At 71.2% G+C, this 17,973-nt stretch carries 8 protein-coding genes; 4 read left to right on the top strand and 4 right to left on the bottom strand.

Features of this window, described 5'->3' with window-relative positions; all coding sequences use genetic code 11:
- Nucleotides 1-437: 437 nt before the first annotated feature.
- A complete protein-coding gene (locus tag OJ962_RS29555; RefSeq protein ID WP_202958563.1) occupies nt 438-1,193 on the bottom strand; it encodes an SDR family oxidoreductase in 756 nt (251 codons plus the stop codon).
- A 58-nt stretch (nt 1,194-1,251) separates the two neighbouring features.
- Between OJ962_RS29555 and OJ962_RS29550 the strand changes: the two genes are divergently transcribed.
- Complete coding sequence (locus OJ962_RS29550; RefSeq protein WP_202958564.1) at nt 1,252-1,836, top strand: TetR/AcrR family transcriptional regulator; 585 nt, start codon at nt 1,252-1,254, stop codon at nt 1,834-1,836.
- Between the two features lie 54 nt (nt 1,837-1,890).
- On the opposite strand, the gene OJ962_RS29545 is transcribed toward OJ962_RS29550, so the two are convergent.
- Nucleotides 1,891-2,592 (bottom strand): hypothetical protein, encoded by a 702-nt coding sequence (locus tag OJ962_RS29545; RefSeq protein WP_202958565.1) that lies wholly within the window; start codon nt 2,590-2,592, stop codon nt 1,891-1,893.
- A 458-nt stretch (nt 2,593-3,050) separates the two neighbouring features.
- Nucleotides 3,051-6,911 carry a family 16 glycoside hydrolase gene (locus tag OJ962_RS29540; RefSeq protein ID WP_202958567.1) on the bottom strand — a complete coding sequence of 1,287 codons (3,861 nt, stop codon included), beginning with the start codon at nt 6,909-6,911 and terminating at the stop codon, nt 3,051-3,053.
- 198 nt (nt 6,912-7,109) lie between these two features.
- On the opposite strand from OJ962_RS29540, the gene OJ962_RS29535 reads away from it, so the two are divergent.
- Complete coding sequence (locus OJ962_RS29535) at nt 7,110-10,400, top strand: glycosyl hydrolase family 95 catalytic domain-containing protein (RefSeq protein ID WP_202958568.1); 3,291 nt, start codon at nt 7,110-7,112, stop codon at nt 10,398-10,400.
- 161 nt (nt 10,401-10,561) lie between these two features.
- Here OJ962_RS29535 and OJ962_RS29530 read toward each other — a convergent pair whose 3' ends face one another.
- Nucleotides 10,562-12,316 (bottom strand): endo-1,4-beta-xylanase, encoded by a 1,755-nt coding sequence (locus OJ962_RS29530; RefSeq protein ID WP_202958569.1) that lies wholly within the window; start codon nt 12,314-12,316, stop codon nt 10,562-10,564.
- A 92-nt stretch (nt 12,317-12,408) separates the two neighbouring features.
- On the opposite strand from OJ962_RS29530, the gene OJ962_RS29525 reads away from it, so the two are divergent.
- Nucleotides 12,409-14,112, top strand: coding sequence for an endo-1,4-beta-xylanase (locus OJ962_RS29525; RefSeq protein ID WP_202958570.1), 1,704 nt, complete (start codon nt 12,409-12,411; stop codon nt 14,110-14,112).
- Nucleotides 14,109-17,969, top strand: coding sequence for an immunoglobulin-like domain-containing protein (locus OJ962_RS29520; RefSeq protein ID WP_202958571.1), 3,861 nt, complete (start codon nt 14,109-14,111; stop codon nt 17,967-17,969). Before OJ962_RS29525 ends, OJ962_RS29520 begins: the two co-directional genes overlap by 4 nt.
- Nucleotides 17,970-17,973: the final 4 nt, after the last annotated feature.

Below are 17,973 nucleotides of genomic sequence, written 5' to 3'. Positions count from 1 at the left end.
AACGATCCTGGGAGCGCTCGTTCGTCACGGTCTCGGGCGCGCCCCTCCTGCCGCACGACCCCGCCACCCAGCTCGTTGTCGCCCCCGCGCCCCGGACGTGGGGAATGGCGACCGTCACCGGTCGTCCTGGACGTGATGGGCCGCGGTGGCCGGCGAGGGCGCGGCGCTGCCACCCCGTCGCGGGCGCTGATCGAAGGCCCCGCGGTCGCCGGCTGCTCGAGCTGGACTCGGCACGCCTTCGCGGTCTCGGCGGCGGCCGCCTGGCCTGGCGCGGGGAGCGCGACGAGCGCCGGCACGGCCAGCGCGAGCCGGCGGACGGTCTTGTTTCGCCTTGCTGCCTCCGTGGCAGTCGTGGGTTACGGGCTTCAAGACGCCCGGCACCCGGCACTGCCTCCAGGACGCATGTCCCGCCGATGTCCCGCGCTCGCGGGTCCGCTCTACGGTGTCGGCTTCTCACCGCCGTCGACGACGAGGTCGGTGCCGGTGATCCAGCGCGCGCGGTCGGACGCGAGGAACGCCACGGCTTCGGCGATGTCGATCGGCGCGCCGATGCCGAGCGGGACGCCGGACGTGAGGTCGGTCGCTGTCAGGCCGAACGCGCCGGCGATGCCCTCGCGCACCAGGTCGGCGCCAGGGGTGGCCACGTTACCCGGCGTGATGGTGTTCACGCGGATGCCACGCGCCGCGACCTCGGTGGCAAGGCCCTTCGAGTACGCGGTGAGGGCGGCCTTGGCCGCGGCGTAGTGCAGGACCGGAGCGGGCGTGAGGTACGCCGCGCTGGAGGAGATGTTCACGATCACGCCCGAGCCGCGCTCGAGCATGTGCGGGAGCAGCGCGGCGTTCAGGCGCACGGCCGCGAGGAGGTTCACGTCCAGGACGTGCTGCCACGCGTCCGGCGTGATCGTGCTCGATCCGCCCGGGAACGTCTCTGAAGCGCCGGCGTTGTTGACGACCACGTCCACGCCGCCGAGCCGGTCGAGCGCGGCGGCGGCGATCGTCTCGACGCCCTCGACCGTGGAGACGTCGCCCTCGACGAAATGCACGCCGTCCGGGGGCGAAGGCGGGGCCGTGCGGGCGGTGGCGAAGACCTGCGCGCCCTCGGCGGCGAGGCGTTCGGCAATCGCGGCACCGATGCCGCGGGAGCCGCCGGTCACAAGGACCCGGCGGCCGGCGAACTCATCGTTATTGACCATGCGGTCCACAATACCACCGTTCTGGACCGTTAAGTACAGAACCGGCTAAGCTGTGGGCATGGCACGTCCGCGCGAGTTCGACGAGCGAGCCGTCCTGGAAGCCGCGCAGGGCGCGTTCCGCACACACGGCTACGCCGGCACGTCGTTGCAGCAGCTCATGGGGGCGACCGGGCTCGGGAAGGGCAGCCTGTACGCGGCGTTCGGCGACAAGCGCGGGCTGTACCTGCGCGTGTTGGGCGACTACGCACAGCGCAGCGTCGCCTCCGTCGAGCAAGCGCTGGAGGGGCCGCGCGCGATCGACGCGCTGCGCGAGCACCTGCTGGGGCTCGCGCGCTCTTCGAACACCGGGCCCAGCTGCCTGTTGGCCAGCTCGACCGCCGAGCTCGCGGCCGTCGACGCCGACGTCGGGCAGTGCGTCAAGCGGGCCTTCCGCGAGATCGAGGCGTCCTACGTCGGTGCGGTCACACGGGCCCAGGACGAGGGTGACATCGACGCCGACGCGGACCCCAAGGCCCTCGGCGGTCTCCTGCTCGCCGTTTCGCGCGGCCTCGAAGCGCTCGGCCACGCGGGGGTGCCGGAAACGTCACTCGTCCAGGCGGTCGAGGCGGCGCTCGCCGGGCTGCCGCGCCCGCCGGGACGCTGACGCGCGCTCAGCCGCCGAGGGTGGCGTCGAAGACGACCCACAGCCGCACCGTGCTCAGACGAAGAAGTCCCCGGGGTCGAAGTCGAAGACGCCGCCGGGGTCGGCGGGAGCGGGCGTCGGGAACGCCGGAGGCTCCTCGTCCTCATCCTCCGGCTGGCTGCCGAAGCGATCGACGAGCGGCACGGGCGTGATGTCCGGGTTCCCGGCGGCTGTGGGCTCCTCGCCGAAGAGCCCTTCGACCGGGAGTCCGGCCGTCGGCGGGTGCAACTCGGCGTGGAGGCCGATCGCGTGACGGTTGTAGCGGTCCTCGTCACCGTGCTGCACGGTCATGACGTCGGCGCCGTACACCAGCTCCTTCGCGCCCTCGGTATCGCGTCCCCTCTGGTGGTAGCGCGTGTAGCCGTACTGGTTGAGATCGCGCTTGAGCAGCCCCAGGACCCCCTTCGTGAGCGCCGGCGTGGCCTTGCCGGGGAGCCCGAAGAGGTGGCCGACAGTCGTCTCGATGTCCCTGCGCTTGTCCGCGGTGTTGTTGCCCGCAAGCGGCGCCGGCACTTGTGCGCCGATGCTGCGCAGCTGCAGCAGCATCTTCTCGCGCACGGTCCGCGCCTTGGCCGCCTCCCCCATCGCCATCTCCTTCCGCTTGCTGTCCAGCGACGTGGTGCCGAGCATCACCGGGTCGAGCTGCGGATAGGTGATCTCGGCCACGTTGGGCGTTCGCACCCACCCCGCACCGGACTTGAGCAGGTGGTGGCCCACCGAGCCGCTGCTGGTGATGTCGAACCAGCCGATGTCGTGTCCGAGGTGGTCCTTGACGACGATGTCAGGGTCGCACCCCGCGTCGCCTGCAGCTGGATCGTCCAGCCGCGGGGCAGCGACATGGACCGGATGGACTGGCCGGCGAGCGACTCGACCGCGTACCCGAACGCGGCGTGCAGGTACTCGGTCGCGCCGCTCATGTCGATCTGCCGCAGCAGGCGCCCGGCCACGGCCCGGTTTCCCGCTGAGCGCTGCAACGCGAGGATCTGCTCCTGCGGTGGCGGCGTCGGGCGCCGGACCGACGCCGGCGCCTCGTCCGGGACTGCGGATCGAGCGCGGTCGTACATGGTGGACGGACGCTAAGCCGCAGCTGTTCACTCAGTCAACATGTCCGCGCTCGAGCGCGGAGGCACGGGGACCGGGTGGTCTGCGTGCGGACGCGTCCGTCCACCGTGCGTCTATGGCGCCGTGGCCGAGAGCGTGAACACGACCGTCTTCCCGTAGCTTCCGGCGCGCAGCGAGTCGGTCTCGGAGACCGGCTGCTTGACGTCGATCGTGACCGCACGCTTGCCCACCGGGCCGTCGTAGCGGGCGAGGGCCAGCGGGACTCCGGACGCGCTCAGCGGCGCGAAGGCGGCGGTTGCGGCGCGCATCTGCACCGCCTGCGGCAGCGCCCACGCTCCGTTCACCAGCCGGCCCGTGGCGTTCGGGCTCGGGTCGTGGACGGACAGGACGGCCGCATCCTCGGACGACATGACCGAGCCGGTGAGCGCGGCCGTGTAGTCCTGCGTGACGCCGGGCGTGAAGGTGCCCAGCGGCGCGGAGGAGGCCAGCGTCAGGCCGAGGGCGCTCGGCACGGTGCCGCCGAGCGTGACGTCGGCCTCGACGTCCTCGACCGGCGGCGGCTGGTCGAGCCCGCGGATGCGGACGTTGCGGAAGAACACGTCGTCACCGGCGGCGTGATTCTGCAGGCCGATGAAGCCGGGCACGGTCATCCGGTTCGGGTCGGTGTTGGTGAAGTCGTTGATCTTCACCCCGTTCAACCACACCTGGATGCGCTGGCCCTCGACGATGAGCTCGTACGCGTTCCACTGGCCGGGCGCCTTCAGGACGGCGTCGCGGGCGGCGGCGTCCGGCGCGCTGTAGTTGTAGATCGCGCCGGTCGTCGAGTCCGGGTCGTCGGTGGCGTCGATCTGTACCTCGTGCCCGCGCGTGAACGCGACGTTCCAGTCGTTGCCCGGGTCCGGGAACCCGACGAAGACGCCCGAGTTGTCGTCGCCCGCGAGCTTCCAGTCGAGCTTGAGGCTGTACCGGTCGAAGCGCTCGCCGGGCCACCACAGCATGCCTGCGTTGCCCACCGTCTTCAGCGAGCAGTCAGCTTGGCGGGCGAACGAGCCGGCGCTGGCCTGCCGCCAGCCGGCGAGGCTGTCGAGCGTGCCGTCGAAGAGGCTGCGGTAGCCGGGCTCGATCGTCTGCGGTGTGCAGATGTCACGCGCCGCCCCGAGCTTGAGCAGGTCGACGTTGACCCATCCGTCGTCGCCCGCGTCGTAGCGCAGCGTGATGGTGTTGCTGCCGGCCTCGAGGTCGAGCTGACGCGTGGCGAACGCCCACGTCTTCCAGTCCACCGTGGTCGGCAGCGACAACGGCTCGACCTCGGTGCCGTTGACCAGCAGGGAGACGACCTTGGTCTTGGTGCTCGGGTTGGGCCCGTTGGCGTAGCGCACGTGCACGGGCTGCGGGCCGGCCTGCGCCGCGTTGACCGTGAAGGTCACGCCGGAGCCCTGCGTGGTCATGTTGTCGACGAAGCCCGACCCCGAGTACTTGCTGTGGTCGGTGTTGATGCCGGCGCCCCCGAACACCGCAGCCTCCTCGGCCTCGTAGAAGCCGAGGTCGGCCGGAGCCTGGTAGCCCGGGACGGCGTTGGCCGTGTACCAGACCTCGGTGCTCCACAGCGACTCGCCGTCGGCGGCGCTGAACGGCCGCGCCGAGCGCAGGTGGATCACGCGGCCCGGCTTGACGCCCGGCACCTCCAGCTCGACGGTGCGCCCGTCAGCGCTGACGGTGGCGCCCGTCACGGACAGCGTCTCCTGGTCGAGCTTGGGCCCGCCGTAGGCCGCGGTGGCGTTGTAGCGCCACTGCTGCGCCCGGTAGCGCGCCGCGAGGTTCTGTCGCGTCGCCTCCGACAGCGGCTTGGTGTAGGTCATCCGGAAGCCGGTGCGGGTGATCTCCGTCTTGAGGATGTCCATCGTGACGGTGGTGTTGGCCCGCAGCTTCTGGAACCCGTAGCGGGCCTTGCCCGGCTGGTTCCAGTTGCCGTCGTAGCCGATGCCGCCGAGGTAGAGGCCGCCGTCCGGCCCGACTGCGACCTCGTTGATGCCGGCCTCCAGGCCTTGGGTCATGCGGTACAGCGCGCCCTGGAGCTTGCCTTCGACCTCCTCGAGGAAGACGCGCTGCAGGCCGCCGTAGGTGACGTCGCCGATCGCCAGCTGGCCCGTGAACAGGCCCTCCTCCATGACGACCGGGGTCGACGGGGAGTTGGCGATCTCGTTGTGCGGCATCCACACGACGGGCGGCGTGGCCGGCCGGTCGTCGAAGCGGCCCGAGACGTTGGCGCCGCTGACCGGGTCCCGGAACGTCGTGAACATGTTGTAGAAGCCGCCGGGCTTGATCTCGACGAGCTTGCTGGTGGGCACCCAGCCGCCCTGGTTGTCGGTGACCAGCAGGCGCCCGCCCGGCCCGAAGTTGATGCCGTTCGGGGTGCGCAGGCCGCCCGCGATGTACTCGATGAGCCCGGTGTCCTTGTTGACCTTGGCGACCGTCCCGCGGTCGGGCGACGGCTGGGGGAGGGTCGTGAGCCCGGCGCGGTCCAGCGCGCCGGACAGCGCGACGTAGAAGTGCCCGTCCTTGTAGGGCAGGCCGAACGCGAACTCGTGGTAGTTGTTCGCGTACGGCCAGCTGGCCAGCCGCACGCGGCCTTCGAAGAAGCCGTCGCCGTCGGCGTCGACGAGGCGGTCCAGGCCGGCCTTGGTCGAGACGTAGGTCACGCCCTCGACGACGGCCACGCCCTGGGGCTCCTGCAGCCCGGTCGCGACCTCGGTGTAGGTGACCTTGGACAGATCCACGTCGCCCTGCACGTTCCTGACGCGGTAGAGCTTGCCGTTGGACGAGGTCTGCGCGGCGCCCCAGGTCAGCACGGCCGCGCTGCCGTCCGGGTACCAGGCGATGCCGGACACGTCGGGCCGGAAGGCGTCAGGCCGCAGCTGGCTCAGCGTGAAGCTCGGGTGCACGGCGTTCAGCGGCGAGCCGTCACCGGGCAGGTCGCTGAGGTTCTCGCACTCCTTGACGCCGGGCGCCACGACGCGGGCGCCGCCGCCCTCGACCTTCAGCACGGAGGTCGGCACGGTCTCGAACGCGGTCTGGCCCGGGGGCCGCCACTGCAGCTGCAGTCGGGCGCCGCCGCCGGCCTGGAAGTAGCGGACCTCGAGCGCGTGGGTGCCGGCCGTGAGCGTGACCTCGCCGTCCTTGGCGGTGTCGGCGTGCACGCCGTCGTGGTCGATCACCGGCTGGCCGTCGATCAGCAGCCGGGAGCCGTCGTCGCTGACCAGCCGGAACGTGTAGGTGCCGGCCTGCGCGACCTGGAGGTCGGCGACCACCTGCGCCAGGAAGTTGGTCGTGTACGACTCCCAGTCGGCCGCCGTGCTCCAGTCGATCGTCGGCCGCAGCACGTCGACGTTGGGCGTCTGGCCCGGCTTGAGGTTGCACAGCGTCTGCAGCGCCGTGTTGACGTTGAAGATGCGCAGCGTCACGCCGTCCTCGGTGATCTCCGTGGCGCGCGCCACGACGATGTGGTCGATGTTGATGGGGCCGTTGTTGCCGGGGCCCGTGCGCAGGTCGAGCTGGTTGACGCCGGCGGTCAGCGGGACGAGCACGGTCACGGTCGACCACGTGGCCCAGCTGGCGGTGACGGGGAACAGGACCGGCACGTCGGTGGTGCCGTTGACCGTGAGCGTGAAGCGGCGGCTCGCGAGCCCGGTGCCCGGATTCGCGTTCGCGTACCGGACCGTGACCCGGTGCGTGCCGGCCTCGGCGGCGTTCACGCGCAGCACGACGCCCGCGTTGCCGAACAGCTGGTCGACGAAGCCCGTGCCGGTGTAGCCGGCGTGCTCGGTCTCGGTGCCGGCGCCGTCGTGCAGCGCTCCCGTCTCCGCTTCGCAGACGGCGTCCAGCGCGCACGGCGTCGTCTGCGCCGTCGCCGGGCTCGCCCACACGGTGAGCGCCAGTGTCGCCGCCGCGATCACACGGGGCGTCCGTATCCGCACAGTCCCTCTCCTCTCGTGAGCGGCGCGCTCCTGCATAAACGCCGCGCGGTGACATATTCGTTCTATCAGTCGACGAATTCGCGCGCAAGGTGCCCGACTGTCAGACAATGCTGGTAGCTTTGCGTCGATTCGATCGAGCGTTCAGGTCTCGATCGACGGAAAAGCGTCGTGGGAGACGGCGTCCGGGAGGAGAGGGCGATGGTCGATCTGAGTCGTCGGCAGGTGTTCAAGGCCGGTGCGGCGGGCGCGGGCGCGGGCGCGCTCATGCTGCGCGGTGGCTGGCCCGGGTCCGTGCAGGCGCACGGGCCCTTGCCGGCTGCGAGCACCGGGGACCTGAAGCTGTGGTACGACGAGCCTGCGGGCAGCACGTGGCTGCGAGCGCTGCCCGTCGGCAACGGCCGGCTCGGGGCCATGGTGTTCGGCAACGTCGAGGCCGAGACGTTGCAGCTCAACGAGGACACCGTCTGGGCCGGCGGACCGTACGACTCGGCCAACCCCGCGGGCGCGCAGGCGTTGGCCGAGATCCGGCGCCTCGTGTTCGAGAACCGCTGGGCGGACGCGCAACGGCTGGTCGACCAGGCCATGCTGGGCAAGCCGGTCGGGCAGCTCGCCTACCAGCCGGTCGGCAACCTGCGGCTCGCGTTCGGGGCCCTCGGCGCCGTGTCCGAGTACCGGCGGGAGCTCGACCTGGACACGGCGACGTCCACGGTCGAGTTCGTGGCGGGCGGGACGCGTTTCCGGCGCGAGGTCACCGCTAGCGCCGTCGACCAGGTGATCGCGGTGCGGTTGACCGCGGACCGGGCGGGGGCGATCACCTTCTCGGCGAGCTTCGACAGCCCGCAACGCACGACCACCTCGAGCCCGGACGGCACGACCGTCGCCCTCGATGGCATCTCGGCCGACATGGAAGGCGTCAAGGGCTCCGTGCGCTTCCTCGCGCTGGCCCGGGCGGTGGCCGAGGGCGGCACCGTGACCAGCACGGGCGCGAAGCTGACGGTCACGGGCGCCGACGCGGTGACGCTGCTGGTCTCGATCGGCTCCAGCTACGTCGACTTCAAGAACGTCGACGGTGACTACCAGGGGATCGCCTACGAGCATCTGCGCAGGGCCGAGCGCCGGCGCTACGACCGCCTGTACGCGCGGCACGTGGAGGACTATCAGGCGCTGTTTCACCGCGCTTCGCTGGACCTCGGGCGCACGGACGCCGCCGATCTGCCCACCGACGACCGCATCGCCCGCCACGCCGGCGGCGACGACCCGCACTTCTCCGAGTTGCTGTTCCAGTACGGGCGCTACCTGCTGATCTCCAGCTCCCGGCCGGGAACGCAGCCCGCAAACCTCCAGGGCCTGTGGAACGACCTGATGGCGCCGTCGTGGGACTCCAAGTACACGATCAACGTCAACCTCCCGATGAACTACTGGCCCGCGGGGCCGGCCAACCTGGCCGAGTGCACCGAGCCGGTGTTCGGCCTCGTCCAGGACCTCACGGTCTCCGGGGCGCGCACGGCCCAAGCCCAGTACGGGGCGGGCGGCTGGGTCACGCACCACAACACGGACGCCTGGCGCGGCACGTCGGTCGTCGACGGCGCCTTCTGGGGCATGTGGCAGACGGGCGGCGCGTGGCTGAGCGTGATGCTGTGGGAGCACTTCCGCTTCACCGGCGACGTCCGCGCCCTGCGCGCGCACTATCCCGCGATCAGGGGCGCCGCCCAGTTCTTCCTGGAGACGCTGGTGGAGGAGCCGAACCTCGGCTATCTGGTGACCAACCCGTCCAACTCGCCCGAGCTGGCGCACCACCCGAACGCGTCCATCTGCGCGGGTCCGACGATGGACAACCAGCTGCTGCGCGACCTGTTCGACGCGTGCGCGCAGGCCGGCGAACGGCTCGGGGACGACCCGGGCTTCCGGCAGCGGGTGCTGGCCGCCCGTGACCGCCTCCCGCCGATGAAGATCGGCGCGCGCGGGAACCTGCAGGAGTGGCTCTACGACTGGGTGGAGCCCGAGACGACGCACCGCCACATCTCCCACCTGTACGGCCTGCATCCGAGCAACCAGATCACCAAGCGCGACACGCCGGAGCTGTTCGAGGCGGCGCGCCGGACCCTGGAGCTGCGCGGGGACGACGGCACGGGCTGGTCGCTGGCGTGGAAGATCAACTTCTGGGCCCGCATGGAAGAGGCCGAGCGCGCGCACCAACTGCTCGGCGACCTCGTCGTGCCGGCGCGGCTGGCGCCGAACATGTTCGACCTGCACCCGCCGTTCCAGATCGACGGCAACTTCGGCGCCACCGCCGGCATCGCGGAGATGCTCCTGCACAGCCACAACGACGAGCTGCACCTGCTGCCCGCGCTGCCGTCCGCGTGGCCGACGGGCCGCGTGGCCGGGCTGCGCGGGCGCGGCGGGTACACCGTCGGCGCCGCCTGGAGCGCCGGGCAGGCGGATGAGCTGCTCGTCACCGCCGACCGCCGCGGTCCCATCCGGCTGCGGGCCGCCGCCGTGGAGGGCCGCTTCCTGCTCAAGGACACCACCTACGGCGGGCAGGTCCCGCACACGCTCGTCGCTCCGGGCCTGATCGAGTTCGACGCCCGCCCGGGCCACACCTACCGCGTGCAGGTCCTGCAGAAGGTCGTCGTCACCGCGCCGAGCGAGCTGGTCCCGGGCCAGGCGGCGACGGTGAAGGTGGAGCTGCGGTCGATCGATCGCGCCGTCCCGCGCTCGGTCGCGACGCTCGAGGTGCCCGCGGGCTGGACGGTCACGCCGAGCCAGTACGAGCTGCGCCGCGTCCCGCGCAACGGATCGACCGTCCTCGTCTTCGAGGTCACGCCCGGGCTCGACGGCCCGTTCGGCGACCAGCCGCTGACCGCACGCGTCACCGGCGCCGACTGGTCGGCGGCGGCGACCGCCTGGACGTCGGTGTTGGTGGAGCGCACGTTCGCCGAGAGCCTGAACAACGTCGCGGTCACCGACGACGCCAACACCAACCTGGGCGACTTCGACGGCGGTCGCGCGAGCCTGTCCGCCCAGGCGCTGGCCTCGGTGGGCGTGCGCCCGGGCGGCGCGGTGGACTTCAGCGGCCTGCGCTTCGCGTGGCCCGACGCGGCGCCCGGGACGCCCGACAACGTCGTCGCGTCGGGCCAGGTGCTCAAGCTCGCAGGCTCCGGCGGCCGGCTCGGTTTCCTCGTGTCATCGACCTGGGGGCCCGCCTCGGGCACCGGCATCGTGCGCTACACGGATGGCACCCGCCAGCCGTTCGCGCTCTCGAGCCCGGACTGGTACGGCGCGCCCAAGCCCGGCGGCGTCGCCGCGGTCGTCGTGCCCTACCAGAACCGGCCGAACAACCAGCGCCAGAACACCCCGGCGACGATCTACTTCGCCGAGGTCGCGCTGCAGGCCGGCAAGCAGGTCCGCAGCGTCGAGCTGCCCAACGTCAGTGCGGCGGCCCGGCCGAACACGCCGGCGCTGCACGTGTTCGCGGTCACGATCGGCTGAGCCACGCGGGGCGCCGGCACGGTTCGTGCCGGCGCCCGCGTCGGACCTCCGGCCGTGCTGGATGCCTTGCGGCATGGACCTCGAGCACACAGGGCGTCATCTTCGTGAATGTCGCCCGCTGGCGGGGACGGCCTGCACGAAGCAGGCCGCCCTCCAGCCGCCTATGGCGTCGTGGTCGACAGCGTGAACGTGACGTTCGCGCTGTAGGTGCCGGTGCGCAGCGGATCGGTGCGACCGATGCTCTGCTTGAACGCGATCGGGAACGTGTCGTTGCTGACGGGGCCGGTCCACGCGGTCTTCGCCGGCGTGACGGTGACGGGCCGCGCGAGGCGGAACGCGCCGTTGGCCATCGTTGCCTCGGACACGCTCAGCGCCGCGTCGCCGGCGGTCGACGTGACGGTCGCGGTCGCCGAGGTCGTGTACTCCTTGTCGACGCCGGGGGTGAACGGCTCGAACGGCTGCGCCGCGCCCACCGAGAGCGCGAGCGTGGCGGGGACGGTGCCGCCGACGGGCTGGTCGACCACGTTGGCCAGGTCGGCGGTCGTGATCGTCACCGCGACCTCGGCGCTCTCGTGGAAGCCGTCGGAGACGCGGACCTTCAACGGGTAGGTGGTGAGCTCGTCGAGCAGCTCGGGCTTGGCCACGGTGAGCTCGCCGGTGCCGGGCGCGATGGCGAAGATCCCGGCTTCGTTGCCGCCCGTGATGCGCCAGGTGAACGTGCGCAGGTTCGGCCGGTTGATCTGCGACGCCCAGTCGTCGGCCTGCACGGTGCCGACGCGGTTGGCGTTGCCGTCGGCGACGGTGAACGCCTGGTCGGGCCGGATGACCGGCGCGATCCCGCGGATGTAGTGGTTGAGCCACAGCGCAGCGGGCTTGGGCGTGTCGTTGGAGAGCACGATCGGCGCGCCCTGCGCGTTGCGCCAGTGGTTGGGCTGGCGCCAGCCCCACAGCGTGATGCCCTCGACGGACGGGTGCTCCCAGAAGGTGGGAACCACGCGCCGGTAGTGGGCGAGCTGCATCTCGTCGCCCGGGACGCCGTTGACCGCGAACCCGTCCAGGTCGAGCTCGGTGATCTGGATCGGCACGCCGGTCGCGGCGAGCTTGTCCAGGTTGGCCTTGTGGACCGCCATGGAGGCGTGGGGGTCGTACGGATGGCCCGGAATGGACGGCACGTTCGGGTTGTCGGGAATGAACTCGAACGCGTGCGCCTGCAACCCGACCACGTCGATCAGGTTCTCCGCCTTGAGGATGTTGATGATCTTCAGGTACTCGTCCGTCGATGCGGTCTGACCCGTGATCGCGACGTCGTTGAGCATCAACTTGGTGTTCGGGAAGTACTGCTTGGCGAGCCGGAACGCGTTCAGGATCCAGTCGTAGCCCGTCTCGCCCGCGCCCCCGAGGGCCTGCACGTAGTTGCCGCTGCTCGCGAAGTTCGCGCCGGCGTTCTTGGGCACCGAGCCGTCCGGCGGGTCCCACGTCGGCTCGTTGACCACCTGCAGCCACTCGATCCTCGGGTAGCGCTCGGCCACGGCCGCGTACCACTTCTTGATCTCGGCGAGCTGCTCCTCCGGCGGCAGTGTCGCCATCCACGTCGGCTGCTGGTTGCCCCACAGCAACACGTGGAAGTTGAACTTGAAGCCGTTGGCCTGCGCGAAGTTGTACGCCGTGTCGAGCTGGCCCCAGCGCATCGGCGCGGTGCGCGTCGTGCCCGCCGCGACGCCCCACTTGCCGCCGTTCTCCGGCGTCACCTGGTTGAAGTACTGCGTGAAGAGCGGGCGGGTGAACTCGCTGATGCTGCCGAGCCACTTGTCCTTCGGATACGTCGGGAACTGCGCGTGCGCGACCGCAGGCGCGAGCGCGAGCGCGAGCGCAGCGCCGGCGAGCGCCGTGGCCCTCGCAAAGACTGACCGGTCCATCTCTCTCCTCCCAACCCGATTGTCACATCGTCTGACAGACCGTACCATTCATGAGAGCGTTTGTTTGGTCGTCCAACTTTTGGGGGAGAGGGATGTTCCGCTACCGCACCGCGTGCGCGCTCGCGCTGGGCGCGACGCTGGTGTGCGCCGCCACCGCGAGCGCACAGAGCCCGCCGGGTTTCCCGGTCTACGGACAGGACAAATGGCTCGGAAATGTCAACGAGCTGACCCGGCCGCTGTTCAAGACCTACTTCAACCAGGTCACGCCGGAGAACGCCGGCAAGTGGGGGAGCGCAGCCGGCACGAGCCGTACCGCAGCCATGCGCTGGGGCAACTTGGACGCGGCGTACACGTTCGCCGAGGCCAACGGGTTCCCGTTCAACTTCCACGTGCTCGTGTGGGGCAACCAGCAGCCGACGTGGATGGCCGCGCTGCCTGCCGAGGAGCAGCTCGCCGAGATCAAGAAGTGGTTCGCGGCGGTGGCCGAGCGCTACCCGAAGATCGAGTGGCTGCAGGTGGTCAATGAGCCGCTGCACGACCCGCCCGACTGCACGCATTCCGCCAACCAGGGCAACAACTGCAACTCCAGCGGCAACTACGCGCGGGCGCTCGGCGGCGCGGGGGACACGGGCTGGGACTGGATCCTCAACGCGTTCCGGCTGGCGAAGCAGTACTTCCCGAACACCAAGCTGATGCTCAACGACTACAGCATCACCAACTCCACCACCGCCACCACGCAGTACCTGCAGATCATCGACCTGCTCAAGCGCGAGAACCTGATCGACGTCGTCGGTGAGCAGGGCCACGCGTTCTCCACCACCGGCAACATGGCGACCCACAAGGCCAACCTGGACCGGCTGCAGGCCACCGGCATCCCGATCCAGATCACCGAGCTCGACATCGACGGCGTCGCGGCCGGCGGCGTGCCCGGCGACGAGGTCCAGCTGCGCAACTACCGGCGCATCTTCCCGGTGTTCTGGGAGCACCCGGGGGTCGAGGGCGTCACGGTCTGGGGCTGGCGCCAGCCCAACCACTGGCGCAATGCGCAGAACGCGCCGATCGTCCTCTCCGACGACACGCCCAAGCCCGCCGCCCTGTGGTTGCACGACTACGTCCGCGCCATCCCGCCGACGATCCCGGCCGGCCAGCGCTTCGACGTCACCGACGCGTACACCTCCAGCGTCGGGACGGTGCAGGCCGAGGACTGGGCCTCCAGGATCAACCGCCCGAACCTGCGCACGTTCACGTGGCGCATCACGGGCGGCAACGAAGCCGGGACCTTCGCCATCGCGCCCGGCACGGGCGAGCTCACGGTCGCGAAGCCCGAGCGGCTCGACGAGCTCACCACGTACGCGCTGAAGGTTCGCGTCTCCGACGGCTTCCACGAGAGTGCCGAAGCCGACGTGAGCGTCGCCACCGGCGACCTGGCCAACGTCGCCGACCTGCCCGTCGGCGGCACCGTCCCCGCGACGCTCGCCCTCACCCTGGACGCGCCGCAGCCGTTCGAGCCGTTCACGCCCGGCGTCGAGAAGGAGTACACGACTCAGGCGACCGCCCGCGTCACGTCCACGGCGGGCAACGCGGCGCTGAGCGTATCGGAGGCGACGCTGGCCAACGGGCCGTTCAAGCTCGCGCGGCCCGTCACGGTCACAGCCGAGCAGACGGCGTGGGACGGTCCGGTGGGCGCGGACGAGGTCGCGATCGCCTTCAAGCAGGCGATCGGCCGGACCGACCCGCTGCGCACCGGCACCTACAGCGCGACGCTCACGTTCACCCTCACGACCACGGCGCCATGATGCGGATCCGGCTCACCCTGCTCGCGCTGTTCGCGAGCGCCGTGGCGGCGACGCCGGCCGCGGCCCAGGACCTCGTCGCCCACTATCCGTTCGACGAGACAGCGGGCACCGTAGTCGGTGACCGCTCCGGCGGCGGGCGCGACGCCGCGATCGTCAACGGCAACGCCGCGACGGTCTGGAACGCCGGCCGCGGCCTCACGCTCCCCGGCGGCAACGGCGGGAGCGCGCCCGCGGTCCGCCTGCCCGACGGCCTGCTGAGCGGCCTCGACAACGTCACGATCGCCTACGACCTGCGGCTCTCGAGCACGACCCAGGGGCCCGTGTTCGCGTTCGGTCGCACGGCCGACAACGGCGGCTATCTCACCGCGACACCGGGCTCGGGGACGACGCCGCACCAGGCGTCGATCGCGGGCCCGGGCGCCAGCCCGGCGGTGCAGACCGCGGCCGCGCCCGTGTCGCTGCTCACGAACACCTGGATCCACGTGGCGGTCACGGTCAAGGGCGGCGACGCCTCCGCGCCGGGACAGCTGCGCGTGTACGAGGACGGCGAGCTGATGACGTCCAACGACGCGCTCACCGTCAGGCCGCGCGACATCACGTCCGCGGTCGGCTTCGTCGGCCGTTCGGCCACCGCGGCCGGACAGCAGTTCCGCGGGCGCATCAAGGATCTGCGCGTGTACTCCTCGGTGCTGACGACCGAGCAGGTGCGGGCGTTGTCGGACGCCGCGGCGCCGGGCAACCTGGCCGAGCTCGCCGCCTCGATCGACCTCGGGGACACGACCGCGGTCACGCGCAACCTCGCGCTCCCGACCGCGCCCGGCGTCACCTGGAGCACGAGCGACCCCCGCGTGGTCACGGCCCAGGGTGAGGTCACCCGTCCCGCGGCCGGCCAGGGCGACGCGACGGCCACGCTCACGGCGACGCTGACGCACCGCGGGCTGACCGAGCGCAAGACCTTCCCGATCACGGTCAAGCAGCGGGTCGCCGTCCCGGCGGACCAGCTGCGGGCCGGCCTGCGCCACTTCTTCAAGCTCGACGAGACCAGCGGGACGACCCTGGCCAACGCGGGCACGTCGAACGCGGCCGCGACGCTCGTGAACCCCGGCAAGGCCGCGCTGACCGGCGCGGGCGTCACGCTCAACCCGGACGCGTACGCCGACTCGCTCACGGGCGCGTACGTCAAGCTCCCGGACGACGTCACGGCCGGCATGACCGACGTCAGCGTCGACTACGACATCCGCGTCGACCCGGCCAGCGTGGGTGATCACCACCTGTGGAGCTTCGGGCGCAAGACGGACTGCGACGCCAACGGCGGCTACGCGGGCTCGATCTTCGGCTCGGCCACCGGGCGCCTGCGGACCGGCCTGAGCACGACGACGCCGACCACCGGCGCGAGCGTTCAGCGCTCCGCGACCTACGGCCTGCGCGAAGGCGTGTGGAAGCACCTCACCTACACGCAGCAGCGCAACGCGAACGGCACGACGTGGACCGGCGTCCTCTACGAGGACGGCGTCGAGATCGGCCGCAACACGGGCCTCACGGTCCCGCCCAGCGTCAACGCGGCCGGGACGAACTGCAACTACCTGGGCCGCTCCCAGGTCCCGGGCCATTACGCGCTGCGCGGGACGCTGCGCAACTTCCGCGTCTACGACAGCGCGCTGTCCGCCGACGAGGCGATCGCGCTGAGCGAGGAGCCGGGCGTGACGGGCGTGCAGGCCGATGCCGCGGCGATCGATCTCGGCCTCACGTCGGCCATCGTCGACGACATCGCGCTGCCCACCGTGGGCTCGGTCGCCGGGTCGCGGATCACGTGGACGAGCTCCGATCCGGCCGTCGTGACGGCCGCGGGCGCGATCACCCGTCCCGCGCGCGGGCAGGCCGCGGCGACGGCGACGCTGACCGCCCACCTCACCAAGGGCCAGGAGGTGACGACCCGCGCGATCACGATCACGGTGCCCGCGGAGTTCGACGACGCCCAGTCCGTCGCGCGTGACCGGGCGGACCTGGCGCTCGTGGGCCTCGACGATGTCCGCGGCAACCTCACGCTGCCGGCGACGGGGGCCTTCGGCTCGGCGATCACCTGGTCGGCGAGCCCGAACGTGATCACGCCCACCGGGGAGGTCACGCGACCCGCGTACGGGCGTCCGGACGTGCCGGTGACGCTGACCGCGACGCTCACCAAGGGCGCGGCGACCGAGACCAAGACGTTCGCGGCCACCGTCAAGGCCAAGCCGCGCGCGGAGGACCCCGAGCGCTACTTCCTCGGCCACTTTACCGGCGAGGGCACGGCCGACGGCGAGCAGCTGCGCTTCTCGATCTCGACCGGCAACGACGCCACCGACTGGGTCGGGCTCGCGGGCGGGCGGCCGTCGCTCGTGTCCCAGCTGGGCGACCAGGGGTTGCGCGACCCGTTCATCATCCGCTCGCCCGACGGCGACACCTTCTACATGATCGCCACGGACCTGAACTGGTTCAATCGCAACCGCGACTATCAGATCAACGACAGCCAGTACATCGAGGTCTTCGAGTCCCACGATCTCGTGACCTGGTCGCCGCAGCGGCACGTCAAGATCGCGCCGGACAACGCAGGCAACGCGTTCGCGCCCGAGGCCTACTGGGACGACTCGATCGGCGCGTACGTCGTGTTCTGGGCGCAGGCAATGTGGCGTGACCCGGTCAATCGCACCAACCCGGGCAACCAGCAGATGTGGTACGCGACCACGCGCGACTTCCGCACGTTCTCGCCACCCGCGGTCTGGCAGGACCCGTACCCGGAGTCGCGCATCGACACGACCGTGATCAAGGTCGGCGACGTCTTCTACCGCTTCACCAAGAACGAGGCCGGCAATGCGGGCTCGGACGTGTTCTCGGAGAAGCACACCCAGCTGCGCGACGCCAACCTCGCGAACTGGACGCGGGTCGCCCCGGGCATCGGCCGCAGCACGTGGGTCGCCAACCAGGGCTACGAGGGCCCGCTGGTGTTCAAGGCCAACCCCGGGGACACCGCCTGCCCGCAGCAGTTCTACTTCTGGGCGGACCGGTACACCAACGGCGGCGGCTACCAGGTGTCATGCAGCGCTGATATCGAGGCGAACGTGTGGACGCCGAAGACGCCGCGCTTCACCAACACCGGCACTGTGCGGCACGGCACCGTCACGCCGCTCACGCTGCGCGAGTGGAACCGCATCCTGGGCCGGCCGAACGGCGACGTGAGCACCACCACCGAGCTCACGCTGCCGTCCCCGACCGTCCCGCAGGGTGAAACCTTCATCGCCACTGCCAAGGTCCGGGCCGCGGACGGCTACGAGGTCGGCGGGCAGGTCCGCTTCTCCGGCCCCGGCGGCTGGGAGCAGACCGTCTTCCTGGACGGCGGGATCGCGTCGGTCACCGTTCCCGGCCTCGAGGGCGGGAGCACGCGGGCGATCACCGCGGAGTACCTCGGGCACGAGTTCCTGAAGGCCTCCGAGGACGCCGGCTCGGTCCTGGTCGCGCCGGTGGTCGAGACCACCGTCGGCGGCACCGTGCCCTCGGTGCTGGCGCTGACGCTCGACCCGCCGCCTCCCTTCGGCGCCTTCACGCCCGGCGTCGAGCAGGAGTACACGACTCAGGCGACCGCCCACGTCACGTCCACGGCGGGCAGCGCCGCGCTGACCGTGTCCGAGGCGACGCTGGCCAACGGCCCGTTCCGCCTCGCGCGGCCGGTCACGGTGACGCCGGAGAAGTCGGCGTGGAGCGCTCCGGTCACCAACGACACGTTCTCGATCGCGTTCAAGCAGGCGATCGGGCGGACGGACCCGCTGCGCACCGGCACCTACAGCGCGAACGTCACGTTCACGCTGTCGACGACGGAGCCCTAGCGCG

This window comes from Solirubrobacter deserti (genome assembly GCF_027587175.1).
Taxonomy (GTDB): domain Bacteria; phylum Actinomycetota; class Thermoleophilia; order Solirubrobacterales; family Solirubrobacteraceae; genus Solirubrobacter; species Solirubrobacter deserti.
The sequence above is the reverse complement of the archived record's forward strand: the minus strand, read 5'-3'. Positions and strand labels throughout refer to the sequence as shown.